The 21,860-nt window shown below is 72.3% G+C and carries 23 protein-coding genes and 1 pseudogene; 8 read left to right on the plus strand and 16 right to left on the minus strand.

Annotated elements, in window-relative coordinates; translation table 11 throughout:
- Nucleotides 1-153: 153 nt before the first annotated feature.
- Nucleotides 154-1,623: a sensor histidine kinase gene (locus IF20_RS26085; protein WP_052867781.1), complete on the plus strand. Its 1,470-nt coding sequence runs from the start codon at nt 154-156 to the stop codon at nt 1,621-1,623.
- A gap of 262 nt (nt 1,624-1,885) precedes the next feature.
- Here the strand turns inward: IF20_RS26085 and IF20_RS26090 are convergent, their stop codons facing one another.
- A complete protein-coding gene (locus IF20_RS26090; RefSeq protein WP_003983230.1) occupies nt 1,886-2,143 on the minus strand; it encodes a WhiB family transcriptional regulator in 258 nt (85 codons plus the stop codon).
- A gap of 316 nt (nt 2,144-2,459) precedes the next feature.
- Nucleotides 2,460-3,443, minus strand: a complete 984-nt coding sequence (locus tag IF20_RS26095; protein ID WP_052867782.1) for a diacylglycerol/lipid kinase family protein — start codon at nt 3,441-3,443, stop codon at nt 2,460-2,462.
- Nucleotides 3,444-3,525: 82 nt separating this feature from the next.
- Between IF20_RS26095 and IF20_RS26100 the strand changes: the two genes are divergently transcribed.
- Nucleotides 3,526-3,981, plus strand: coding sequence for a hypothetical protein (locus tag IF20_RS26100; RefSeq protein ID WP_052867783.1), 456 nt, complete (start codon nt 3,526-3,528; stop codon nt 3,979-3,981).
- A gap of 403 nt (nt 3,982-4,384) precedes the next feature.
- Here IF20_RS26100 and IF20_RS26105 read toward each other — a convergent pair whose 3' ends face one another.
- The 4 genes from IF20_RS26105 to IF20_RS26120 all read right to left on the minus strand — a co-directional run bounded on the left by IF20_RS26105 (nt 4,385) and on the right by IF20_RS26120 (nt 6,905).
- A complete protein-coding gene (locus tag IF20_RS26105; RefSeq protein ID WP_052867834.1) occupies nt 4,385-5,317 on the minus strand; it encodes an RNA polymerase sigma factor SigF in 933 nt (310 codons plus the stop codon).
- 43 nt (nt 5,318-5,360) lie between these two features.
- Nucleotides 5,361-5,774 (minus strand): ATP-binding protein, encoded by a 414-nt coding sequence (locus tag IF20_RS26110; RefSeq protein WP_030264314.1) that lies wholly within the window; start codon nt 5,772-5,774, stop codon nt 5,361-5,363.
- Nucleotides 5,775-6,040: 266 nt separating this feature from the next.
- Complete coding sequence (locus IF20_RS26115; protein WP_052867835.1) at nt 6,041-6,529, minus strand: GNAT family N-acetyltransferase; 489 nt, start codon at nt 6,527-6,529, stop codon at nt 6,041-6,043.
- Between the two features lie 115 nt (nt 6,530-6,644).
- Nucleotides 6,645-6,905: a UBP-type zinc finger domain-containing protein gene (locus tag IF20_RS26120; protein ID WP_052867784.1), complete on the minus strand. Its 261-nt coding sequence runs from the start codon at nt 6,903-6,905 to the stop codon at nt 6,645-6,647.
- Nucleotides 6,906-6,945: 40 nt separating this feature from the next.
- On the opposite strand from IF20_RS26120, the gene IF20_RS26125 reads away from it, so the two are divergent.
- Nucleotides 6,946-8,550, plus strand: coding sequence for a Na+/H+ antiporter (locus IF20_RS26125; protein WP_052867785.1), 1,605 nt, complete (start codon nt 6,946-6,948; stop codon nt 8,548-8,550).
- A gap of 145 nt (nt 8,551-8,695) precedes the next feature.
- Here the strand turns inward: IF20_RS26125 and IF20_RS26130 are convergent, their stop codons facing one another.
- The 3 genes from IF20_RS26130 to IF20_RS26140 form a co-directional block, all read right to left on the minus strand.
- Nucleotides 8,696-9,589, minus strand: a complete 894-nt coding sequence (locus IF20_RS26130; protein WP_199896746.1) for a 1-aminocyclopropane-1-carboxylate deaminase/D-cysteine desulfhydrase — start codon at nt 9,587-9,589, stop codon at nt 8,696-8,698.
- A gap of 182 nt (nt 9,590-9,771) precedes the next feature.
- A complete protein-coding gene (locus tag IF20_RS26135; RefSeq protein WP_052867787.1) occupies nt 9,772-10,362 on the minus strand; it encodes an N-acetylmuramoyl-L-alanine amidase in 591 nt (196 codons plus the stop codon).
- Nucleotides 10,363-10,604: 242 nt separating this feature from the next.
- Nucleotides 10,605-10,841: a hypothetical protein gene (locus IF20_RS26140; RefSeq protein WP_052867788.1), complete on the minus strand. Its 237-nt coding sequence runs from the start codon at nt 10,839-10,841 to the stop codon at nt 10,605-10,607.
- A gap of 124 nt (nt 10,842-10,965) precedes the next feature.
- Between IF20_RS26140 and IF20_RS26145 the strand changes: the two genes are divergently transcribed.
- Together IF20_RS26145 and IF20_RS26150 are read left to right on the plus strand one after the other, a co-directional pair.
- A complete protein-coding gene (locus tag IF20_RS26145) occupies nt 10,966-11,679 on the plus strand; it encodes a helix-turn-helix transcriptional regulator (RefSeq protein WP_052867789.1) in 714 nt (237 codons plus the stop codon).
- A gap of 10 nt (nt 11,680-11,689) precedes the next feature.
- Nucleotides 11,690-12,601, plus strand: a complete 912-nt coding sequence (locus IF20_RS26150) for a glutaminase (RefSeq protein WP_052867790.1) — start codon at nt 11,690-11,692, stop codon at nt 12,599-12,601.
- 31 nt (nt 12,602-12,632) lie between these two features.
- Here the strand turns inward: IF20_RS26150 and IF20_RS26155 are convergent, their stop codons facing one another.
- Both IF20_RS26155 and IF20_RS26160 read right to left on the minus strand, forming a co-directional pair.
- On the minus strand, nt 12,633-13,079 hold the full coding sequence (locus IF20_RS26155; protein WP_110944550.1) for a VOC family protein: 447 nt from the start codon (nt 13,077-13,079) through the stop codon (nt 12,633-12,635).
- A 116-nt stretch (nt 13,080-13,195) separates the two neighbouring features.
- The gene (locus IF20_RS26160; RefSeq protein WP_052867791.1) at nt 13,196-14,134 is read right to left on the minus strand and encodes a beta-ketoacyl-ACP synthase III; all 939 of its coding nucleotides are present in this window, start codon (nt 14,132-14,134) and stop codon (nt 13,196-13,198) included.
- Nucleotides 14,135-14,322: 188 nt separating this feature from the next.
- On the opposite strand from IF20_RS26160, the gene IF20_RS26165 reads away from it, so the two are divergent.
- Nucleotides 14,323-15,333 (plus strand): NAD-dependent epimerase/dehydratase family protein, encoded by a 1,011-nt coding sequence (locus IF20_RS26165; RefSeq protein ID WP_052867792.1) that lies wholly within the window; start codon nt 14,323-14,325, stop codon nt 15,331-15,333.
- A gap of 61 nt (nt 15,334-15,394) precedes the next feature.
- Here IF20_RS26165 and IF20_RS26170 read toward each other — a convergent pair whose 3' ends face one another.
- The 4 genes from IF20_RS26170 to snpA all read right to left on the minus strand — a co-directional run bounded on the left by IF20_RS26170 (nt 15,395) and on the right by snpA (nt 19,410).
- A complete protein-coding gene (locus IF20_RS26170; RefSeq protein WP_052867837.1) occupies nt 15,395-16,483 on the minus strand; it encodes a CorA family divalent cation transporter in 1,089 nt (362 codons plus the stop codon).
- Between the two features lie 67 nt (nt 16,484-16,550).
- Nucleotides 16,551-17,822, minus strand: a complete 1,272-nt coding sequence (locus IF20_RS26175) for a CynX/NimT family MFS transporter (protein ID WP_052867793.1) — start codon at nt 17,820-17,822, stop codon at nt 16,551-16,553.
- Complete coding sequence (locus IF20_RS26180) at nt 17,819-18,511, minus strand: FadR/GntR family transcriptional regulator (protein WP_052867794.1); 693 nt, start codon at nt 18,509-18,511, stop codon at nt 17,819-17,821. The genes IF20_RS26175 and IF20_RS26180 overlap by 4 nt, the downstream gene beginning before the upstream one ends.
- 242 nt (nt 18,512-18,753) lie before the next feature.
- Nucleotides 18,754-19,410, minus strand: coding sequence for a snapalysin (gene snpA, locus IF20_RS26185; RefSeq protein WP_052867795.1), 657 nt, complete (start codon nt 19,408-19,410; stop codon nt 18,754-18,756).
- Between the two features lie 215 nt (nt 19,411-19,625).
- Between snpA and IF20_RS26190 the strand changes: the two genes are divergently transcribed.
- Together IF20_RS26190 and IF20_RS26195 are read left to right on the plus strand one after the other, a co-directional pair.
- Nucleotides 19,626-20,585 (plus strand): LysR family transcriptional regulator, encoded by a 960-nt coding sequence (locus IF20_RS26190; RefSeq protein ID WP_052867796.1) that lies wholly within the window; start codon nt 19,626-19,628, stop codon nt 20,583-20,585.
- Nucleotides 20,586-20,902: 317 nt separating this feature from the next.
- Nucleotides 20,903-21,316: a YciI family protein gene (locus tag IF20_RS26195; RefSeq protein ID WP_052867797.1), complete on the plus strand. Its 414-nt coding sequence runs from the start codon at nt 20,903-20,905 to the stop codon at nt 21,314-21,316.
- Nucleotides 21,317-21,333: 17 nt separating this feature from the next.
- On the opposite strand, the pseudogene IF20_RS26200 reads toward IF20_RS26195, so the two are convergent.
- A pseudogene (locus tag IF20_RS26200) lies at nt 21,334-21,630 on the minus strand (hypothetical protein); the annotation flags it as partial.
- Nucleotides 21,631-21,860 lie beyond the last annotated feature (230 nt).

The following is a 21,860-nucleotide window of genomic DNA, read 5'->3' on the forward strand; positions in this document are numbered from 1 at the left end:
GCAGAGAGCGCCTCGGTCCTCTATCCGCCTTCCTGTGCGGGGAAGGCGGAGGCCTTTACCGATTCATTGTGGACTAGACCAGGCTCATGCGTCCATGCCTGTGCGCGGTCAACGCCTACACCGTACGCCGGTAGGCTCGCATACGTGCCCTCCATGAACGATCTCGTCCGCCAGCACACCGCCCTGAGCGACTCCGACCTGGAGTGGCTCCACACGCTGGTCTCCGAATGGCAGCTGCTCTCGGACCTGTCCTTCGCCGACCTCGTCCTGTGGGTGCCGACCCTGGACGGCACCCGGTACGTGTCGGTCGCGCAGATGCGCCCGAACACCGGGCCCACCTCGTACCAGGACGACATGGTCGGCCATCTGGTGCCGCGCGGGCGCCGCCCCATGCTCGACTCCGCGCTGGACGAGGGCCGCATCGTGCGCGAGGGCGACCCCGAGTGGCGCGAGGAGGTACCGGTACGGGTGGAGTCCATCCCCGTGCGCCGCGAGGGCCGGGTGCTGGGCGTCATCGCGCGGAACACCAACCTGCTGACCGTGCGGACGCCCAGCCGGCTGGAGCTGACCTACCTGCAGAGCGCGTCCGACCTGGCGCAGATGATCGCTGCAGGATCGTTTCCCTTCCCCGGCCAGCAGGTCGACATGGACGCCTCGCCACGCGCCGGCGACGGGCTCATCCGGCTCGACGCCGACGGCGTCGTCCAGTACGCCAGCCCCAACGCGCTCTCCGCCTACCACCGCCTCGGACTCGCCGCCGACCTCGTGGGCCATCACCTCGGCCGCGCCACCGCCGAACTGGCGCCGGCGCGCGGCCCCGTCGACGAGGCCCTGGTGAAGCTCGCCAGCGGCTGGGCGCCGCGCGAATTCGAGGTGGAGGGGGAGGACGGCGTCATTCAATTGCGCGCCATCCCGCTCAAACCGAAGGGCACGCACATCGGTTCACTCGTGCTGCTGCGCGACGTCACCGAATTGCGACGCCGAGAGCGCGAATTGATTACGAAGGACGCGACCATCCGGGAAATCCACCACCGGGTGAAGAACAACCTGCAGACCGTGGCCGCCCTCTTGCGGCTGCAGGCCCGTCGGATGGATTCGCTCCAAGGGCGCGAGGCGCTCAACGAGGCCGTCCGCAGGGTCGGTTCGATCGCCATCGTGCACGAGACGCTCTCCCAGACGCTGGACGAGCGGGTGGAGTTCGACGAGATCGCCGACCGGGTGCTGGCCATGGTGGCGGAGATCTCGCCGGGGAAGGTCGCCGGGCGGCGTACCGGCCGCTTCGGGATCCTGGACGCCGAGGTCGCGACGCCGCTGTCGATGGTGCTCACCGAAGTGCTGCAGAACGCCCTGGAGCACGCCTTCGCGCCGGGCGAGCTGGGCACGGTCGAGGTGGGCGCGGTACGCGGCGGCAGCCCCGCGGAGCCGCGGCTGCGGGTCACCGTCCAGGACGACGGCCGCGGGCTGCCCGAGGGCTTCGACCCGCAGCGGGCCGGCAACCTCGGCCTGCAGATCGTGCGCACGCTGGTCGAGGGCGAGATGGGCGGCACCTTCGACATGCTGCCGGCGCCCGAGCGCGGCACCCAGGTGGTGCTGGACATCCCGGTACGGGCCGACAAGCACTGAGGAGCGCGCCGGGCGACGCGCCGACTCCGTACGTGCCTCCGTGCGCCCCCGGCGTGCGTCGGCCGTACGGGGCGGCAGCGGCTCCGGCCGCGAGCCGGTCTCGGCCCCGCACCCGGCTCAGGACAGCAGTAAGCCCCGGACCGAGTTACGGTCCGGGGCTCAAAGCTCATCTTGCGGTGGGGGTACCTCCCATGCCCTTCAGGCTATGGGGGAGCATCGGGGGTACTGCGCGCTGCGGCTCGGATGCCACGGGGCGTCTGGTTCAGGCGCTGGCGTTCCGCGCCCGGTTACGAGCCGCACGGCGCTTCATTGCGCGGCGCTCGTCCTCGCTCAGACCACCCCAGACGCCGGAGTCCTGGCCGGACTCGAGCGCCCACTGCAGGCACTGCTCCATGACGGGGCAGCGGCGGCAGACGGCCTTGGCTTCCTCGATCTGCAGCAGCGCAGGACCGGTGTTGCCGATGGGGAAGAAGAGCTCGGGGTCTTCCTCGCGGCAAACGGCGCGGTGACGCCAGTCCATGGCTGCTCCATCTCCTCGTATTACGGGAAAGTTGCTTGTGAATGTGAACGCTTTCACGAATCCCTCCGCAAGGGAAGGGCCGACGCCCGCATGGGCTGGTGCGGTCCTGGAAAAGAGGAGGGGGTTCGGGCTCTCAAGGGGGCCGGTAGAGCGGCCGTCCCGATCGCCATGAAGAGACTCGCAAACCTCGGCGACGGATACAACCCCTTCCGGAAACTTTTTTTTGATTCCTTGGTGTCGCCTAGGTCACAGCCGTACTTCTAGGGGGTGGAAGTCAGCCTAAACGTTCGACTGAAAGGACTTTAGGCTCTACTGCTCACACAATCACACGCAGTGCACGGCGTACGCCTGTGAACGTCACGCTGGAACGCAGTCCCAGGTGGTCGCCGTCCATCTGAAAGGGCAGTGGAACCTGTGAATGCAAGGTGAAGTCGGTCTGATCATGGAGCGATACGGCGTGCTTTCCCTGTGGCCCGCGATCGGGGGTTGACGCGAGCAGCTGGGTGGCGTAGCGCGCGACCGCCGGCGTGGACAACCGGGTCAGCGCGAAGACGTCCAGAGCGGTGTCGAAGGACGCCCGCGGGGCCGGGTACACCGGGCGATTGCCCAGGTAGGTCCAGGGGGCGGTGTTGCAGATTATGGAGAGGACGAGATCTTCGATCACCTCCGTCGTGCCTGGTTCGGCGCCCGGGTGCTCCAGCGTGATCGTGCCGTGCCGGCGGTGCGGGTCACCCATGAACTGGCGCATGACCTGCCGCACGTACAGCGCGTGGGTCGAACGCTTGCCACGTTCGCGCTGCTGTTCGACTCGACCCACGACACCGGCGTCGAAGCCGAAGCCCGCGCAGAAGGTGAACCAGCGCTCGGGAATCATTTCGTCCTGGGTGTCCGCTGTGCCGGCGGCCAAACCCAGCCCGACCGTTCTTTCGTTGCCGTCCCGCAAGGCGTCCAGCAACGCGCCGGTGGCCTCCACGGCGTCGTTCGGCAGGCCGAGGGCGCGGGCGAAGACGTTGGTGGAGCCGCCGGGGACCACGGCGAGGCGCGGCAGGCCCTCCGGGTCGGGGCCGTGTGTCAGCAGACCGTTGACGACCTCGTTGACCGTGCCGTCGCCGCCGAGCGCGACCACCAGCTCCGTCTCGCCGCTCTCCGCGGCCCGGCGGGCCAGGTCGCGCGCGTGACCGCGGTACTCGGTCTGCGCGACCTCCAGCTTCAGGTCGCTGGCCAGTGCGTGGGCCAGTACGTCACGGGTGCGCGCACTGGTGGTGGTTGCCGCGGGGTTGACCACAAGAAGTGCACGCATGGGATGCAGCGTACCTACCTGCTGGTACGGGGGCCCAGCCCTGCCCGTCAGGTGGACCGGGCCCCGGCGCTACCCTTCAGGGGTGAGCAGCAGCAAGCAGAACCGGACCGCAGCCGCCCCCACGCCCGCCCCCGGACCGGCGGGGCCGCGGCCGCGCCGGCTGACCGCGGCGGCCGTGCTCACGGGCCTGAAAGGGCTCGCGCTGGCGGCCCTCGGGATCTACATGCTGGTCGACGGGCTCACCGGCGCACCGGACAGCCCGCAGCAGGCCGAGATGGGCGGGATCACCCTCATCGTGCTGGCGCTGCTGCCGCTGATCGCCGCGCGCGGGCTGTGGCTGCGGCGACGCTGGAGCCGCGGGCCCTCGATGATCACTCAGATCGTGGCGTTGCCGGTGGCCTGGACGCTGATCAACGGCGGCGGTGGGTTGCTCGCGGGCGGCATCGTGCTGGGCGTGGTGGCCCTCGTCGTCCTCGCCCTCCTGATCAATCCGACCGCCACCGAGGCCCTGGGCATCGGTCCGCGCGAGGACGCGTAGCAGCCCCTCGGACGAAGGAAGGACAGGCGTGCGGCGACCGCTCGGCCGTACGGGGAGCCTTCGGCGCCGTACGAGGAGTCTTCGGCTCTGTGTGCGCGGTCGGCTGCGCGGGCGCGTGGCCGCAGGCGGGCCCAGGCCGGCGCGATGGTGCGCGCGGGCGCGCCGGAGGCCCGTACGCCCGGGTTCGCGCGGGCGCGCAGGGCAAGTGGGCGCCGTGGAACGGGCCCGGCGCGGGCATGAGCGCCGGCTCACGGCGGGAGCGGGCGCCCGTACGCGAAGGGCGCGGGCCGCGCCGAGGTCCGCGGGGCCCGGTGAGCCCCTTGTGGTCCGTCGGTGCGGCCCGCGCCCAAGGGTCGCGCGGCCGGGAAAGCGATCCGGCGGTCTCCCGCCCCGCCGGGGTCGGCTACTCCTCGACCAGCAACTTGTCGCGGAGCTGGGCCAGCGTGCGGGCCAGCAGCCGGGAGACGTGCATCTGCGAGATGCCGACCTCCTGGGCGATCTGCGACTGGGTCATGTTGCCGAAGAAGCGCAGCAGCAGGATCTTCTTCTCGCGCGGCGGCAGGTCCTCCAGCAGCGGCTTGAGGGATTCGCGGTACTCCACGCCCTCCAGCGCCTCGTCCTCGGCGCCCAGGGTGTCGGCGACCGCGGGAGACTCGTCGTCGGTGTCGGGAACGTCCAGCGAGAGGGTGCTGTAGGCATTGGCCGATTCCAGGCCCTCCAGCACCTCCTCCTCCGAGATGCGCAGATGCTCGGCCAGCTCGTGCACCGTGGGCGCACGGCCGTGCCGCTGGGAGAGCTCCGCGGTCGCCGTGGTCAGCGACAGTCGCAGCTCCTGCAGCCGGCGAGGCACCCGGACCGCCCAGCCCTTGTCGCGGAAGTGCCGCTTGATCTCGCCGACCACGGTCGGGGTGGCGTACGTGGAGAACTCCACGCCGCGCTCGGGATCGAACCGGTCCACCGACTTGATCAGGCCGATCGTGGCGACCTGGGTCAGGTCGTCCAGCGGCTCGCCGCGGTTGCGGAAGCGCCGGGCGAGATGCTCCACCAGGGGCAGGTGCATCCGGACCAGGGTGTTGCGCAGTTCCGCGCGTTCGTCGGAGCCCTCCGGAAGCTTGCGCAGCTCGTAGAACATCGCGCGGGCACCGCTGCGGTCCTGCGGATCGTGCGCATCATGGGGGTGATGCTGCGGATCCTGCTGCTGCCGCTGCTGCTCGCTGTGGTCCATGTGGTCCGCCCGCTCTGCCTGCTCCGCCGCGTTCAACCGGCCGCTGAGGTCGTCCGTGCCCATCGGATGCGGCCGGGCCTGCTGCTCGGGGATGGCCAGTCTCGGCTCCATCCGCGCGCCGCGCTCCAGATCCTTCACAGGGCCCCCTCTTCGGTCATGACGGTCCGGGACCGGCGCCGCGCTCCTTGTACAGACTGATGCTGACCGTCTGGTCCTCTGCGACGGTGGAGTCGACCTTGCCGGCCAGTGCCGAGAGCACCGTCCAGGCGAAGGTGTCGCGCTCGGGGGCGCGGCCGTCGGTGGTGGGAGCCGACACGGTCACCTGCAGCGCGTCGTCGATCAGGCGGAAGACGCAGCTCAGCACACTGCCGGGGACGGCTTGCTGGAGGAGGATCGCGCACGCCTCGTCGACGGCGATACGTAGATCCTCGATCTCGTCGAGGGTGAAGTCCAACCGGGCTGCCAGTCCGGCCGTGGCCGTACGCAGCACCGAAAGGTAGGCACCCGCAGCGGGCAGCCGGACTTCCACGAAGTCCTGATTCCCGGGCTCGCCTGCGATCTGGGACACCCTCACCTCCAAGGTGACACAAGCTGTTTGAGCTGATATTCATGCCGGACCGGATCCTCCCGGCGGAAGGAACGGCCACCCGGCACCGCGCATGCGCTGTGTGACGCTATCGCGATCTGCGGTGCGATGTCGCCCGGGATCGGCGTGGCTGCCTACCTGGCACGACGATGGGACTCGCAGTGTCCCGCAAACCCACGAGTGTCACTCATTGTAAGCCTACGGGTACGGACAGTGGCTAGGGGTCTGCACTGCCAAATCGGCTCCGGTTACGCTGCGTTGACATCTGCAGTTGCTGCGAGCGCGTGCAGTGCCTCTCCAGTGAGCCGGAAGACGGTCCATTCGTCCATGGGCTGTGCACCGATCGACTTGTATATACCGATGGACGGTTCATTCCAATCCAGGACTGACCATTCAAAACGTCCGTACCCCCGGCTGACGCACAGCTGCGCCAGGGCGGCCAGGAGCGCCTTGCCGTGTCCGCCACCGCGGTGCTCGGGGCGGACGTACAGGTCCTCCAGATAAACACCGTGCGTGCCCGTCCACGTGGAGAAGTTCCGAAACCACAGGGCAAAGCCCACGGGCTCGCCCGACTCCTCCGCGATCAGTCCGAAGACGGCCGGGTGGTCACCGAAAAGAGCGTCGTGCAGTTGCTCCACGGTCGCCTTCGCCGACTCAGGTTCGCGCTCGTACTCCGCGAGTTCGCGAATCATGGCGTGAATGGCGGGTACGTCGGCGGGCTGCGCAGTGCGGATCATGCTCTGAAGGCTAGCGGCCACCACTGACAATCAGCCGTGGCGAAGGCCACCGGCAAGCGGGACGGAGGTCCCGTGCACGCGCCGCCGAACGCCACCGACCGCGCGGCGCCCGCGCTCAGACCAGGGACTTGTCGGCGAAGCACCAGCGCCAGTCGTCGCCGGCGTGGAAGGAGCGCATCACCGGGTGCCCGGTCGTCTCGAAGTGTGCGGTGGCGTGCCGGTACGGCGAGGAGTCGCAGCAGCCGACGTGGCCGCAGACCAGACAGAGTCGCAGCTGCACGGGGTGGCTGCCGATGGCGAGGCACTCGGGGCAGGTGTCGCTCAGCGCGGCCGGTTCGGGGCGCGGCAGTTCGAGAACGTGCGGGCACTCGCTCATGATTGCCAGGTTAGCCGGAACGTGGGGACGGGGTCGTGCCATGGACGTGATGCCACTGCTGTTGCTGGTCGCCGGGAGCGCGGCGGTGGCGGGACTGGCGCGGCGCACCCCGGTGCCCGCACCCCTGCTGCTCGTCGCGGCCGGGCTCGGTGCCGGATACCTGCCCGGCGTCCCCGACTACCCGCTCGACCCGCACGTCGTGCTGCCCCTGTTGCTGCCGCCGCTGCTGCACACGGCGGCGCTGGACAGCTCCTACCTGGACCTGCGGGCCAATCTGCGCCCCGTGGCGCTGCTGTCGATCGGCTACGTGCTCTTCGCGACGGTGGCCGTCGGGTACGCCGCGTACCTCGTGATCCCGGACCTGCCGCTGACCGCGGCCCTCGTGCTGGGTGCGGTCGTCGCGCCCCCGGACGCGGTGGCGGCCACCGCCATCGCGCGCCGGCTGCGGCTGCCCGGCCGGATCACGACCATCCTGCAGGGTGAGTCGCTGGTCAACGACGCCACCGCGATCACCGCCTACAAGGTGGCGCTGGCCGCCGTCGTCGGCGCGGGGGCGACCTGGGCGGGCGGGCTGAAGGAGTTCGCGATCGCGTCGGTCGGCGGCGTCGGGATCGGGCTGGTCCTCATGGGGCCGCTGCACTGGCTGCGCTGCAAGCTGCGGGACAACGCACTGTTGGAGAACACCCTGTCGCTGCTCATCCCGTTCGTGGCGTACGCGGCGGCGGAGCAGGTCGGCGCCTCCGGAGTGCTCGCCGTCGTGGTGGTCGGGCTCTATCTCGGGCACCGCTCCTGGCAGGTGAACTTCGAGACGCGACTCCAGGAGGCCGCGGTGTGGTCGATGGTCTCCTTCGTGCTGGAGTCCGCGGTGTTCGCGCTCATCGGGCTGCAGCTGCCGGTCGTCCTGCGCGGGCTGGGGCAGTTCAGCACGGCGCAGGCCCTCGCGTATGCCGCGGTGGTCTTCGTGGTGGTCGTGCTCGCGCGCTTCGTGTGGGTCTTCCCCGCGACCTATCTGCCCCGGTGGCTGTCGGCGCGCATCCGGGAGCGCGAGCCCGGGGTGACCCGGGCGACGCCGGTGATCGTGGGGTGGGCCGGGATGCGCGGCGTGGTCTCGCTGGCCATCGCCTTCTCCATCCCCGTGGCGGTACACGGGGAGCCGTTCCCGGCGCGCAATCTGGTGCTGTTCCTGACCTTCAGCACCGTCATCGGCACCCTCGTGATCCAGGGGCTGACGCTGCCGCCGCTGATCCGGGCCCTGAAGCTGCCCGGCCCTGATCCGCAGGCCCAGACGCTCGCCGAGGCGCAGGCCCAGAACGACGCGTCGGACGCGGCGGAAGAGCGACTGCGCAAGCTCCTGGAGGACCCGCGCAACGCCTTGCCGGGGCCGCTGGAGGACCGGTTGCGCACCGTCCTGGAACGGCGCCGCAACGCGGTGTGGGAGCGGCTGGGACCGCCGAACGCGGCGACGGGGGAGTCGGTGGAGGCCACCTACCTTCGGCTCTCGCGGGAGATGATCGGCGCGGAGCGCGAGGTCTTCGTGCAGCTGCGGGACGCGCGGCGCATCGACGACGAGATGCTGCGGACCCTGCTGCGCCGCCTGGACCTGGAGGAGGCGGCGGCCTATCGGGAGACGGTGAGCCCGGAGTAGCGGCAGAGGCCGGGCCCCAGGAGGCACTCGAACACCGCCCTACGGAACACGCCGTACGCGGCCGTACGAGGCACGCCGTACGCGGTCTTACGAGGCACGCCGTACGCCGCGCTACGGGATGCGCCGCCCCACAAGACAGGCCGCGTCACGGTGTGCCGGTGATCACCGCGGCCACGGTGGTGCCCGGCGCGAAGGCGCCCTCCTCGGCCCGCGTCACGAGGCCCAGCAGCAGCTTCGCCACGTAGACGCGCTCCAGCGGCAGGTCGTGCCGCGCTTCGAAGTCGGCGGCGAACGCCTCCAGCGCGGGCGTGGTGCGCGCGTAGCCGCCGCAGTGGAAGTCCGCGTCCAGCCGCCAGTCGCCGCGCCGGCCCCCGAAGGCCGCCTCCTGGAGGCGCAGCACGTCCGCCGCCAGGAAGTGGTCCGGCCCGGGGCCGCCCTTCAGTACGGGGAAGCCGACCGCCCGCTGTCCCGGGGCGAGCCCGGCGGCCAGGCCTGCGAGGGTGCCACCGGTGCCGCAGGCCACGGCCACGACGTCGGCGGCCCCGGCCAGCTCGTGGCCCAGCGCTGCGCAGCCGCGGGCGGCGAGCGCGTTGCTGCCGCCCTCGGGGACCAGGCGGTACGGCCCGAAGCGGGCGCGGAGCGCGTCGAGCACCTCGGGGGCGTCCTTGCGGCGGTAGCGGGCCCGGTCGAGGAAGTGCAGCCGCATGCCGTCGGCCGCGCAGCGGGCCAGGGATCCGTTCAGCGGCCGGTCCGCCAGCTCCTCGCCCCGTACGACGCCTATCGTGTCCAGGCCCAGCAGGCGGCCTGCCGCGGCCGTGGCCCGCAGATGGTTGGAGTACGCGCCGCCGAACGTGAGGAGCGTGCGGTCCCCGGCCGCCGCGGCGGCGCGGAGGTTGGGCTCCAGCTTCCGCCATTTGTTGCCCGGCAGGTCCGGGTGGATCAGGTCGTCCCGCTTGAGCAGCAGGCGTATGCCGCGGCGCGCGAACCGGTCGTCCTCGATCTCCTGGACCGGGGAGGGCAGGCGCGGCCGCAGCGTCATCGGGTCGGGGACGGTGCCGGTCACGCCCCCATTGTCGGTGCGGCAGCCGCCGCGAATCGAATCGGTGTCCGGGCCACTGCCGTGCCGAGCTCCGGCCCGCCCGGCGGCCGCGGCCGGACACCGGTCCGGGTCACCACGACCGTGGGCCGCTGCGGCTCATGGTGGTCGTGGGCCGGTCCGGGTCACTGCAGCCGCTTACCGATGCGCTCGCGCAGCGCGTCCATCGTGAAGCCGCGCGGGTCGACCTTGCCCGGCTGCCACTCCAGGTGGCCGATGACCGAGCGCTCGGTCCAGCCGTGCACCCGGCACAGCGCGGCCGCCGCCTTCTCGATGGCCTCGACCTGGACGTCCGGCCAGGGATCCGCGCCGTCGCCCAGGTTCTCGCACTCGAAGCCGTAGAAGACGCGGTTGCCGTCGGTGTCGGCCTCGTTGTCCGGCGGCAGCCGCTTCTCGGCGATCACCGCCCGCAGGACGTCGCCGTCGCCGAGTCCCGCGTGGTTGGCGCGGCCGTGGCCGACCAGGTGGACCGTACCGTCCTTGGTGATCACGCCGTGGCACAGCGGACCCGGCAGCTCCGGGTGGCCGTCGTAGCAGAGCTGCACGGTCTCCTCCGAGCCCGAGGTCACGGTGTGGTGGATCATCACGCCGTGCACGCCGCCCCAGGGCCCCTTGTGGTTGCGGTTGTGGGTGCGCCAGTCGCCGACCTCGACGACGCGCAGCCCTTCGTCCCGCAGCGCTTCGAGGAATCTGTCCGCCGACATGGGTGAGGCCATGGACGCCTCCGTTCCAGGTGCACGGCGGCCACCGATCGCGTACCGCCTCGTAAATCGCTTGTACTGGAACGGGAGGTTCGGGGTCAGCAGTTCGCGGCCAATGCGAGCCGAACCGGCCGCTTACGGGGCATACGCTGGACATATGTCCCCGCAGGCCGGGTTTCGCGCGAGGGCACCCAGGGAACTCCGCCACACGGCGCGCGCCGGTGCCCGCTGCGGCGCACGACCCGCGCCCGCCGTCGTCAGGTGCCGCGCAGGAAGCCGTCCCCGTGCACCGCGATGTGGGCTTCGAGGGCCTGCACCGCCGCCGCCGTGGCCTCCGGGGAACCGCTGCCGCGCCGCTCCGCGTAGTACGCGGCACCCAGCCGCTTCAGCAGGTCGGCGCCCGCGCGCTGCTGCTGCACCTCGTCCACCTTCTGCTTGCCCTGAGCCAGGCCGCGCTGCGCCTGCTCCTTGGCACGGTCCAGGAATCCCGCCATCGTGCTGCCTCCTGCGTCGGTCCTTCGGTGCGCAGACACCGGCGCCCGTCCTGCCCGGGCCGGTGCGTGCCGTACCCGAACAACGGGCGGGGCACGGCGGCGGTTCCCGTGCCAGGCTGGGGACGTGTACCGGGAACGGCCGTCCGAGCTGCCCGGCGCGGTCGTGTGGACCAAGTCCCCGGAACCGGCGCCACGCCCCGTGCTGCCCGACGGCTGCACGGACCTGATCTGGTACGACGGCCGGCTGCTGGTCGCGGGGCCGGACACCCGTGCCCACCTGCCGCAGCCTCCCGAGCGCGCCCCGGAGTCGCCGGTCGTCGGCCTGCGCTTCGCCCCGGGACAGGGCCCCGCCGTCTTCGGGGTGCCCGCGCACGTACTCCGTGATCTGCGCGTCCCCCTCGACGACCTGTGGCCGGCGAGCCGGGTGCGGCGGCTGGCCGACGAGCTGGCCGAGGCCACCCGACCGGCCGGGAACGGCACGCCCGGCCGGCTTCTGGAGGCGGTGGCCGCCGGCCGGCTGCGCGAGGGGGCCGCCCCCGACCCGGCCGGTGCCCTCATCGCGCGGGCGGCGGCCCGGGGCACACCGGTCGGCGAGCTGGCCGACGCGGTGGGCGTGGGCGAGCGCCAGCTGCACCGCCGCTGCCTGGCCGCCTTCGGGTACGGCCCCAAGACCCTCGGCCGGGTGCTGCGCCTGGTGCGTGCCCTGGACCTGGCCCGCTCCGGCATGCCGTACGCACAGGTCGCCGCGGTCGCCGGGTATGCCGACCAGGCCCACCTGGCGCGTGAGGTGAAGACGCTGGCAGGTGCTCCGCTGGGGGTGGTCATCGCGCCGGGATAGCGTATGGACCATGGACTACCAGGGCGTTCTGGAGGAGGTGGCGGCACACGCGAAGCCGCTCGTGCGGCAGGGGAAGGTCGCCGACTACATCCCCGCGCTGGAGCGGGTCTCGCCGGACCGCTTCGGGATCGCGCTGGCCGACATCAACGGGGACGTCTACGGGGTCGGGGACTGGGAGGTCCCGTTCTCCGTGCAGTCCGTCTCCAAGGCGTTCTCGCTCGCCCTCGTCCTGGCGGAGGGGGACCAGAGCATCTGGGAGCGGGTGGGCCGCGAGCCCTCGGGTACGCCGTTCAACTCCCTCGTGCAGCTGGAGTGGGAGCACGGCATCCCGCGGAACCCGTTCATCAACGCCGGAGCGCTGGTCGTCACCGACCGGCTGCAGACCCTCACCGGCGACGCCTCCACCGCGATGCTGGACTTCCTGCGGGAGGAGAGCGGCAACCCGGACATCGGCTTCGACCGGGCGGTGGCCGGCTCCGAGGCCGACCACGGGGACCGGAACGCCGCGCTGGCCCACTTCATGGCGAGCTTCGGCAACCTGGAGAACCCGGTGCCCAGCGTCATCGAGCACTACTTCTGGCAGTGCTCGATAGAGATGAGCTGCCGGGACCTGGCCACGGCCGGCGGCTTCCTCGCCCGTCACGGACTGCGCGCCGACGGGTCCCGGCTGCTGGCGGCCCGTGATGCCAAGCGGATCAACGCGGTGATGCTGACCTGCGGCACGTACGACGCCGCGGGCGAGTTCGCGTACCGGGTGGGGCTGCCCGCCAAGAGCGGCGTGGGCGGCGGCATCGTGGCGATCGTCCCCGGGCGCTGCACGCTGTGCGTATGGAGCCCGGGGCTGGACGCGCGCGGCAACTCGGTCGCCGGCGCGGCGGCCCTGGACCACTTCACGACGCTCACCGGGTGGTCGGTGTTCTGAGGTGACGGGCCCGGCCGAGGCCGGCGCGTTGTCAGGGCAGCGGCGCGAAGAGGTCGACGCCGTGGCCGTCCGGGTCCAGGACGACGGCGTAACGCTGGCCCCAGACGGCGTCCCACGGCTTCTTCTCGCCGCGGTACCCGACGCCGGTCAACTCCGCGTACAGGGCGTCGACCGCCGCCGGGGCCGCGCACTCGAAGGCGAGCCCGGGTGAGTTCCCGTGGGCCGGCGTCCAGTCGGGGGCGAAGGAGCGCACCGTCTCGTAGGTGTCCCACATCAGCCGCAGCCCGCCGGGCAGCTGCGCCTCGGCGTGCGGGGCGGAGTCGGCCTCCGCCGGGATGTCCAGGCCGAGGCGCCGGTAGAAGGCGAGCGAGGCGGCCATGTCGGCGGTGACCAGGCCGATCGCGGCGAACCGGGGCGCGGGGACGGACCGCTCGGCGGGGTTCTCGGACGTGTGGTGGGCAGTGGTTCGGTCAGTCATGGGCCGAGCGTACGAAGGCGTGAGGCGGCCGTCTTGAACGAATCGGACGTCCCCCGCGCCGTGCACTCGTGCGGGCACTGCGCAGTCTCCAAGGGCGTACGGGCACCGCGCCGCACCTACGGGCAGCGGACGATCTGGCCCGCGTAGGAGAGGTTGCCGCCGAACCCGAAGAGGAGGACCGGCGCGCCCGAGGGGACCTCGCGCCGTTCGACCAGCTTCGAGAAGGCCAGCGGTACCGACGCCGCCGAGGTGTTGCCGGACTCCACGACGTCCCGGGAGATCACCGCGTTGACCGCACCGATGCGCTCCGCGACCGGTTCGATGATCCGCAGGTTGGCCTGGTGCAGGACCACGCCGGCCAGCTCCTCGGGGCGTACGCCGGAGCGCTCGCACACCTGCCGGGCGATGGCTGGCAGCTGGGTGGTGGCCCAGCGGTACACCGTCTGGCCCGCCTGGGAGAAGCGCGCGGGCTCGCCCTCGATGCGCACCGCGTCGCCCATCTCGGGCACCGAGCCCCACAGCACAGGGCCGATCTCCGGTTCCGCCGCGGCCGTCACCACGGCGGCGCCCGCGCCGTCGCCCACCAGGATGCAGGTCGAGCGGTCCGTCCAGTCCACGACGTCGGTGAACTTCTCGGCGCCGATCACCAGCGCATTGCGCGCCGAGCCGGCCCGGATGGCGTGGTCGGCGGTGGCCAGGGCATGGGTGAAGCCCGCGCACACCACGTTGACGTCCATCGCGGCGGGCGCCGGGAGGCCGAGCCGGGCGGCCACCCGGGCGGCCGTGTTCGGCGAGCGGTCCGTGGCCGTGCAGGTGGCGACGAGTACGAGGTCGATGTCGGCCGGGGCCAGGCCGCTCGCCGCGAGCGCCTTCGCCGCGGCCGCCGACGCCATCGCGTCCACGGTCTCGTCGGGCGCCGCGATGTGGCGTGTACGGATGCCGACCCGGCTGGTGATCCAGGCGTCGTCGGTGTCGACGAACTCGGCCAGGTCGTCGTTGGTGAGCACCTTGGCGGGCTGATAGTGGCCCAGCGCCAGGACGCGCGACCCGGTCATCTCTCCCCCTGCGGGCGAATGGAAGCGGAATATCGACCTCACAAGTGTTGGCGGTGCGAGCGCGCCAGGCGGTGTGACTCCCTACAGTCTTCGGCGCGCGGTTCTGGAGACTTCCGACCGTCACCTGCCGATTCCGCTCACAGCGAGGTGCGGTGCGACCGAACGGCCGTGCGGGCAGAGTCAGCGCCATGAGACTGCTGATATTGGGTGGTACGGAGTTCGTCGGGCGGGCCGTGACCGAGGCCGCGCTCGCGAAGGGATGGCAGGTCACGGTCTTCCACCGGGGCCGGCACGAGGCACCGCGGGGCGCGGCGGTGCTGCACGGGGACCGCACCGCCCCGGAGGGGCTCGCCGCGCTGCGCACGGGGGAGTGGGACGCGGTCGTGGACACCTGGAGCTGGGCGCCCTCTGCGGTGCGGGACACGGCCCGGCTGCTGTCGGGCCGCGTGGAGCGCTACGCCTACGTGTCCAGCGGTTCGGTCTACGAGTTCCCGAAGGCGCCGGGGCTGGGCGAGGAGGCCCCGGTGGTGGCGGGCGCGCCGGACGCGGGCGACGTGCCGTACGCGGAGGCCAAGCGGGGCGGTGAGCTGGCGGCCCTGGAGTCCTTCGGCGCCGAGGGGGCGCTGTTCGCGCGGGCCGGGCTGATCCTCGGCCCGTACGAGAACGTCGGACGGCTGCCGTGGTGGCTGTCGCGCATCGCCCGCGGCGGCCCCGTCCTGGCGCCGGGCCCGGCCGGGCTCCCGCTCCAGTACATCGACGTCCGCGACCTCGCCGACTGGATCCTGCACGCCGTCGAGGCGGGCCTGTCCGGCCCGTACAACCTGGTCTGCCGGAGCGGGCACGCCACCATGGGCAGCCTGCTGGAGGCCTGCGTGGCGGCCACGGGAGCCGCCGCCGAGCTGCGCTGGACCGCGCCCGAGGACGTGTTGGCCGCCGGCATCGAGCCGTGGACGGAGCTGCCGGTGTGGGTGCCACCGGAGGGCCCGGAGTACGCGGGGTACCACGACACCCTCCACCGGACCGGGGTGGAGAAGGCCCACGCGGCGGGGCTGCGCTGCCGGCCGGTGGCGGAGACGGTGGCGGACACCTGGGAGTGGCTGCGGTCCCTGGGCGGACAGGCGCCGCAGCGGCCGGACCGCCCGCAGAAGGGCGTGCCCCCGGAGAAGGAGGCCAAGGCGCTGGGCACGGCCGGGCACTGAGCGACGCGGGCCGTGCCGCCGCGTACCGGCGCGGCCCGCGCGCGACGCCGCCCGCGCGCCGCTACAGCCAGCCGTTGCGCTTGAAGCCCCGGTGGATCACCGCGCAGGCCGCCACGATGACGACCATGACCACCGGATATCCGTAGACCGAGTCCTTGCCCCACAGGTGCTCGAAGTTCATGCCGTACACGCCGCACACCATGGTCGGCACGGCCAGGATCGCGACCCATGCGCTGATGCGGCGCATGTCCTCGTTCTGCGCGATGGTGACCTGCGCGAGGTGCGCCTGGAGTATGGAGTTCAGCAGCTCGTCGAAGGCGGTGATGCGCTCGCTGACCCGCGCCAGGTGGTCGGCGACGTCCCGGAAGTAGGTCCGTATCCGCGGGTCGACCTGCGCCAGCTGCTCGGTGGAGAGCCGGTCCAGCGGGCGGTCCAGCGGGGCCACGGCCCGCTTCAGCTCCAGCAGTTCCCGCTTGAGCTGGTAGATCCGCCCGGCGTCGACGTTCCGCCCGTTCTCGGCGAAGACCGCGCTCTCCACCTCGTCGATGTCGTCCTGGACCGCCGCGGTGGCCTCCAGGTAGTCGTCGACGACGTGGTCGGCGATGGCGTGCAGCACGGCGGACGGGCCGAGCGCGAGCTGCTCCGGCACCGCCTCCAGGGACTCGCGCAGCGGGCCGAGCGAGCCGTGCCCGCCGTGCCGGACGGTGATCACGAAGTCCTCGCCGGTGAAGACCATGATCTCGCCGGTGTCCACCACCTCGCTGGTCGCGGTGAGCCGCTCGTGGTCGACGTAGCAGGCCGTCTTGAAGACGGTGAACAGGTTCGTCTCGTACTGCTCCAGCTTGGGGCGCTGGTGGGCGACGACCGCGTCCTCCACGGCCAGCGGGTGCAGCCCGAACAGCTCCACGATGTCGGCGAACTCCGCCTCGGACGGCTCGTGCAGCCCGATCCACACGAAGCCGTCGCCCGAGGAGCGGACCAGGCGGACCGCCTCCTCCACGGGGTGCTGGCCGGCCAGCCGGGCCCCGTCCGCGTACACCGCGCAGTTGACGACCGCGGTGCCGAGGGGCGAGCGCGCCGGGTGCGCGAGGTCGACCCCGCGGCTGCGCTGCTGGGGCAGGCGTACCGCCCGGCGGAGGTGGCTGATCATCGACATGGGCGGCTCCCGGGCGATTACGGTCGGGCGCCGCCCAGTATGCCGATCACGGCGTTCCGGTTCACCCCTTGCCGGCCACGTGCCGGTCCCGGGCGGCCCCGAGACCCGTGAGGACCTGCGGGACGAGCAGCACGAGGAGGACGACGACCGGGACGGTCCACGTACCGGAGGCGTCGTGCACGGCCCCCAGTACGGCCGGGCCGGTCGCCGCCAGGATGTACCCGAAGCACTGCGCCATGCTGGACAGCTGGGACGCGTGCCTCGTGTCCGGCGCGCGCTGCACTATGAAGAGCAGCGCGAGGCTGATCGCGGCGCCCTGGCCGAGGCCGAGCAGCGTCATCCATACGTACGCGCCGGACACCGGAGCGGCCAGCACTCCGGCCAGCCCGGCGGCGCACAGCACCGCGCCCAGCGTGGCCAGGTGGCCGGTCCGCAGCCGGCGGCCCGCGATCACGGGCGCCAGGAAGGAGCCCGCGATGCCCAGCAGCGAGGAGAAGGACAGCATCCAGCCCGCGTCGCCCGCGCTCATCCCGGCGTCGGTGAGCATGGTCGGCAGCCAGGCGGCCGCCGCGTAGTAGCTCAGCGACTGCAGCCCCATGTAGCCGGTGACCTGCCAGGCCAGCGGGGACCGCCACAGGCCCCGCACCGGATGCGCGGCCTGCCGCGCGGCGTCCGCCGGCACCCGCGTACGGGAGCGGGCCTGCGGCAGCCACACCAGCAGCGCGAGCACCGCGAGCGAGCCCCAGCAGGCCAGCGTGGCCTGCCAGCCGAGCCCGGTGGCGGTCCGCAGCGGCACGGTCACGCCCGCGGCGAGGGCCGCGCCGCCGAACAGCGACATCGAGTACAGCCCGGTCATCAGGCCGGTCCGGGTGGGGAAGTCCCGCTTGATGAGGCCGGGGAGCAGCACGTTGGCGACGGCGATGCCGGCGCCGATGACGACGGTGCCGGCGAACAGCGCGGCCACCTGGTCGGCCAGCCGCAGCGCGGTCCCGGCGCAGATCAGCACCATCGTGCCGAGCAGCGATCGCTCCAGGCCGAAGCGCCGGCCGAGCCGCGGCGCGACGGGTGCGAGCAGGCCGAAGCAGAGCAGCGGCAGCGCGGTCAGCAGGCTGGTGGCGGCGGCCGACATGCCGCTGTCGGCGCGGATGGTGTCGGCCAGCGGGGAGACGGCGACCAGCGCCGGGCGCAGGTTCAGGGCGAGCAGGACGACGCCCGCCGCCAGATAGAGCGTGCCGCGCACGGCACTCGGGGGGACGGCCGCCGGCTCTCTCGTAGGAGCGGCGGCCCCGGCCCCTTCCGTGCGTATCGCCGTCCTGGTCTCCTGTGCTGTCATGCCTGCTCCCGAAGGGCCGTGGCCGCCTCGTCGAGGTGCGCCAGCGCGGCCCGTTCCGCGGCGTCCGCGTCCCCGGCCTCGATGGCGTCGACGATCGCGGCGTGCGCGTCGAACTGGTGGCGTACCGCGTCGGGCACGGGCGTCGCGACGACGGACCGCAGCGTGGCGCGCAGCGCGTCGGTGAGGTGCCCGTAGAGGTCGGCCAGGACGCTGTTGTGCGCGGCGGCGGCGACGGCGCGGTGGAAGGCGATGTCGGCCTCGATGAAGGCCGCGGTGTCGCCCGCCCGCCAGGCGCCGTCGCGGTCGGCGAGGGCGGCGCGCAGCGCGGCGACGTCCTCCTCGGTGCGGCGCAGCGCCGCGTACCGGGCCGCGTCCCGCTCCAGGGAGGCGCGGACCTCGTAGGCCTCCAGCTCGCAGGAGCGGCGCAGCCTGCGCTGTACGGCGGCGCCGAAGTCGCTGCTGGCGCGCACGTACGTGCCGTCGCCCTGGCGCGGCTCCAGCATGCCGGTGTGCACGAGGGCGCGGACCGCCTCGCGGACGGTGTTGCGGCCGACGTCGAGCTGCTCGACGAGCACCGGCTCCGCCGGGATCTTCGTGCCGACCGCCCACTCGCCGGCGGCTATCAGGCCCTCCATCTGGTCGATGACCAGGTCCACCAGGCTGGTGCGGGTGGTGCTGCGCAACGGCATCGGCTGCCGTCCCCTTTCGGTGTCCGGGCGTCGTGTCGATGACGTGAGGTGTCGCTGACGTGAGGCGTCGCTGACGCGAGGTATCGAAGACGCGAGTACACCGGTGATAGGAACATCCCATGTTTGGGCGTGTCAAAAAGTAGCCCCGGGCCGCAGGGGCCCGGGGCTGTGCCCGGCTCGTGGTGGCCGGCCGTCGGCCCATGGTCATCGGCGGTCGGCCGACGGCCGACGGTCCCTGTGGGTCAGGACGCCGTGCCGGACCGGACGGCCTTCAGACCGTTCGCCCAGAGCTGGTCGACCTTCGCGCGCTCGTTGGCGTCCGGCTGGGAGTTGGTGCAGGACGGGCCGGGGCCGCCACCGGACATCAGCTCGCTGCACGGGCCCTCGTAGTGGTCCGGCAGGCCGAGGACGTGGCCGGTCTCGTGCGCGGTCACGCGGGTGGAGTCGTACTCCTGGTTCTGCTGGTAGTCCAGGAAGACGTAGCCGCTGCCGTGGCCGTCGGTGCTGGCGTAGGAGCCGCGCGGGTCGTTGCCCTCGCGGTACGAGAAGTCCGCGCCACTGCTGCTCGCCTGGAGCTTGACGTTGGAGACGGCGCTGTTCCAGATCTGCGCGCTCGCGGATATCTGCTGCGCGAAGGTGGGCGCGCCGCTCGGGTTGTACGTCACCGTCACCGAGGCGGCGCCGGTCTTCTTCTGCTTGGCGAGCGCCGACTTCATGACGGCCTCGAAGAACCGCTTGGTGTCGGCCTTCTCGGCGGCCGAGCCGACGTACTGCGCCGCGGTGACCCGGTTGTCCGTCGGGGCGGCCGAGGGGCTGGCCACGGCGGGCACGGCGGCGGCGAGGCTCGCGGCCAGACCCAGGCCGAGGGCAGCGGACAGCACCGTCTTAGGAGATCTCATGTGGGGGGCTCCTTAGTGTCCGGGGGCCCGGCCGAGGTGTGGGGCAACGGCCGGGGCCCGCGGATGAACTGTGGTGCCGCTGAGTCTGCGCGAGATGTGCACGGCCGCGGAGATTTCATGTGGCGATAAGACAATCCAATAACCCGCGGGGAATGTGAGGTTCGTGGGGTTTGGGTGGCTGGTGCGGCGCGTCAAGACGTCGTTATGCTCCGCGCGTGGAGCTTGAGGTGAGGCACCTACGCGCACTGTGCGCCATCGCCGACACCGGCAGCGTACGCAAGGCCGCCCGGCAACTGGGTATGACCCAGCCCTCCTTGACCACGCAGCTGCGGCGTATCGAGAACGCCCTGGGTGGCCAGCTCTTCTTCCGTGAGCGCTCCGGCAGCCGGCCGACCCCGCTTGGCCACGCCGTCCTGCACCGCGCCCGGCCGATCGTCGCAGAGATGACCGCGCTGGTCGACGAGGTGCGCTCGACGGTCGTGCGCGAATACGGCACGCGCCTACGGGTGGGCAGCACGGGGAGCCGCGCGGTGGCCGGTTGGCTGCGCCGGCTGCGGGCCCGGCTGCCCGAGACCGACACCACCATCCGCATCGACCTCTCCGGGAACGCCCTGCTGCAGATGGTCGCGGGCGGCCAGCTCGACGCGGCCTTCGTGCACGAGGTCGAGGGCTCGCCGCTGCGCGTCCCCGACGGCTTGGTCGAGCGCGAACTCCTCGCCCGGGAGCCGCAGTTCATGGCCCTCCCGGAGACGCACCCGGCGGCCGCACTGGAGTGCGTCACGCTGGCCGACCTCGCCGACGACCAGTGGATGGTCGACCCGTCGGTGGACGGCGAGTGGGCGGGGCTGCGGCGGATCTTCGCCGCGGCCGGGATGGACCCGCGCGTGATGCACGGCGACTATCTCGCGGCGGCCGACCTGGTCGCGGCCGGCGAGGTCGTCACGCCCTGTCAGCCGACCTCCCGCCCCCGCCACGGGATGGTGGTCCGCCCGCTGTGCGGCGACCCGTTGGCCGTACGCCTGTTCCTGGCGTACCGGGGCGGCGGCCGGGACACCGAGTGGGTCGATGCGCTCTTCGCCGACCTGCGGTCCGCCTACATGGAAGTGGCCTGGGCGAGCGCCGCCTACCGCAAGTGGCTGGCGCGCAACGAGAGCCTGCTCGCGGTGGGGTACTGATCCCCGGGAGCCCGCTGCCGACGGGGTGTTGCTCCCGGGGGCCTTCCCGCCATGGGGTGCTGATCTCCGAGGGCCTTCTTGCGGTGGGGAACTGACCTCCTCGAAGACGCGCGCGCCGCGGTGCCCCGTATGCCGTGCGGCGGGCCTTCGGGGCGAGGAGAATCCGAAGCGGAGACGCGTGCGCGGTGGAGCGGAAGGGCGTTCGGAAAAAACTTCGGGGAATTCTCCGACCGGTGTCGAGGACCGGCCGCCGGCTCCGACGTCTCCACGAGAGGCGCCCAGCGGGGACGCCGGCAGCTCCTCAAGGAGTGAGCGACATGAAGTACATGCTGATGATCCAGGCGAGCCAGGCCCACTACGACGCCATGAACGGCAAGGACTCCGGCGCGGTGCGGTGGACCGAGGCCGACCTGAAGGCGATGTTCCGGTTCATGGGGGACCTCAACGCCGAGCTCGCCGCGAACGGCGAGATGATCGACGGGCAGGGACTGAGCGAGCCCGCGCAGGCCCGTGTCGTGACCCTCGGCGAGGGCGGCGTGCCGGCCGTCGTCGACGGGCCGTACGGCGAGACCGAAGAGGTGCTCTGCGGCTACTGGCTGCTGGAGTGCGCCTCCCTGGAGCGCGCCACCGAGATCGCGCAGCGCATCCTCCGGTGCCCGGTGCCGGAGGGTGCCGGGCACGGCCCCGTCACCATCCGGTCGGTCCCCGAAGCCCCGCCCTGCGATGCCTGAGCGGCCGCGTGCCGTGGTCAGAGGCGGCGTATACGGGCGGCGATGCCGTGCCCCACGAGGAGGTAGATGACGGCCGGCAGACCGTGATCGAGGACGACCCGGAGGCCTGCGGTGTCCGTGGTGAAGATGTCCTGCGACCACCACGCGAACCCGCCCGCGACGCTTTCCACGAAGTCGACGAAGACGTTCGCCCGGTTCGCGCCGAGCAGGTACAGCAGGATCCACAGCACGAGGAATGCCGCGGCGATGTCGGCGATCGTGTGGACGATCAGCGCGGTCCGGGCCGCGCCCGCGCCGTCGCGGGGGCGCCGGTACCGCTCGCGGGGGCGGTCGTCGTAGCCCGGCTGCGGCTGCGGCTGCGGCGGCGGCCCCTGGCCGTAGGGGGCGTACCCGGCGTCGTAGGGAGCCTGCGGGGGTGCGGGCCGGGCACCGGTGCGGAGTCGTGGGGGTAGGTCACGGGAGGTCCAATCCGGCGCAGCACGCCTCTGCGGGAAGGAAAACGAGCACGGCCGGTGGCACGCGTGCCCGGCCGGGGAATTCCGCG

It is taken from the genome of Streptomyces niger, from assembly GCF_000718305.1.
GTDB classification, from domain to species: Bacteria; Actinomycetota; Actinomycetes; order Streptomycetales; family Streptomycetaceae; genus Streptomyces; species Streptomyces niger.

Bases quoted from the DNA above. Each gene is read 5' to 3' on its own strand.
- IF20_RS26150 (WP_052867790.1), top strand. From the start codon at position 11,690: ATGGACTACCAGGGCGTTCTGGAGGAGGTGGCGGCACACGCGAAGCCG.
- IF20_RS26095 (WP_052867782.1), bottom strand. From the start codon at position 3,443: ATGCGTGCACTTCTTGTGGTCAACCCCGCGGCAACCACCACCAGTGCG.
- IF20_RS26140 (WP_052867788.1), bottom strand. From the start codon at position 10,841: ATGGCGGGATTCCTGGACCGTGCCAAGGAGCAGGCGCAGCGCGGCCTG.
- IF20_RS26105 (WP_052867834.1), bottom strand. From the start codon at position 5,317: ATGGAGCCGAGACTGGCCATCCCCGAGCAGCAGGCCCGGCCGCATCCG.
- snpA (WP_052867795.1), bottom strand. From the start codon at position 19,410: ATGAGATCTCCTAAGACGGTGCTGTCCGCTGCCCTCGGCCTGGGTCTG.
- IF20_RS26180 (WP_052867794.1), bottom strand. From the start codon at position 18,511: ATGCCGTTGCGCAGCACCACCCGCACCAGCCTGGTGGACCTGGTCATC.
- IF20_RS26130 (WP_199896746.1), bottom strand. From the start codon at position 9,589: ATGACGCTGCGGCCGCGCCTGCCCTCCCCGGTCCAGGAGATCGAGGAC.
- IF20_RS26195 (WP_052867797.1), top strand. From the start codon at position 20,903: ATGAAGTACATGCTGATGATCCAGGCGAGCCAGGCCCACTACGACGCC.
- IF20_RS26170 (WP_052867837.1), bottom strand. From the start codon at position 16,483: ATGATCAGCCACCTCCGCCGGGCGGTACGCCTGCCCCAGCAGCGCAGC.
- IF20_RS26160 (WP_052867791.1), bottom strand. From the start codon at position 14,134: ATGACCGGGTCGCGCGTCCTGGCGCTGGGCCACTATCAGCCCGCCAAG.
- IF20_RS26115 (WP_052867835.1), bottom strand. From the start codon at position 6,529: ATGATCCGCACTGCGCAGCCCGCCGACGTACCCGCCATTCACGCCATG.
- IF20_RS26125 (WP_052867785.1), top strand. From the start codon at position 6,946: ATGGACGTGATGCCACTGCTGTTGCTGGTCGCCGGGAGCGCGGCGGTG.
- IF20_RS26175 (WP_052867793.1), bottom strand. From the start codon at position 17,822: ATGACAGCACAGGAGACCAGGACGGCGATACGCACGGAAGGGGCCGGG.
- IF20_RS26090 (WP_003983230.1), bottom strand. From the start codon at position 2,143: ATGGACTGGCGTCACCGCGCCGTTTGCCGCGAGGAAGACCCCGAGCTC.
- IF20_RS26155 (WP_110944550.1), bottom strand. From the start codon at position 13,079: ATGACTGACCGAACCACTGCCCACCACACGTCCGAGAACCCCGCCGAG.
- IF20_RS26120 (WP_052867784.1), bottom strand. From the start codon at position 6,905: ATGAGCGAGTGCCCGCACGTTCTCGAACTGCCGCGCCCCGAACCGGCC.
- IF20_RS26165 (WP_052867792.1), top strand. From the start codon at position 14,323: ATGAGACTGCTGATATTGGGTGGTACGGAGTTCGTCGGGCGGGCCGTG.
- IF20_RS26135 (WP_052867787.1), bottom strand. From the start codon at position 10,362: ATGGCCTCACCCATGTCGGCGGACAGATTCCTCGAAGCGCTGCGGGAC.
- IF20_RS26085 (WP_052867781.1), top strand. From the start codon at position 154: ATGAACGATCTCGTCCGCCAGCACACCGCCCTGAGCGACTCCGACCTG.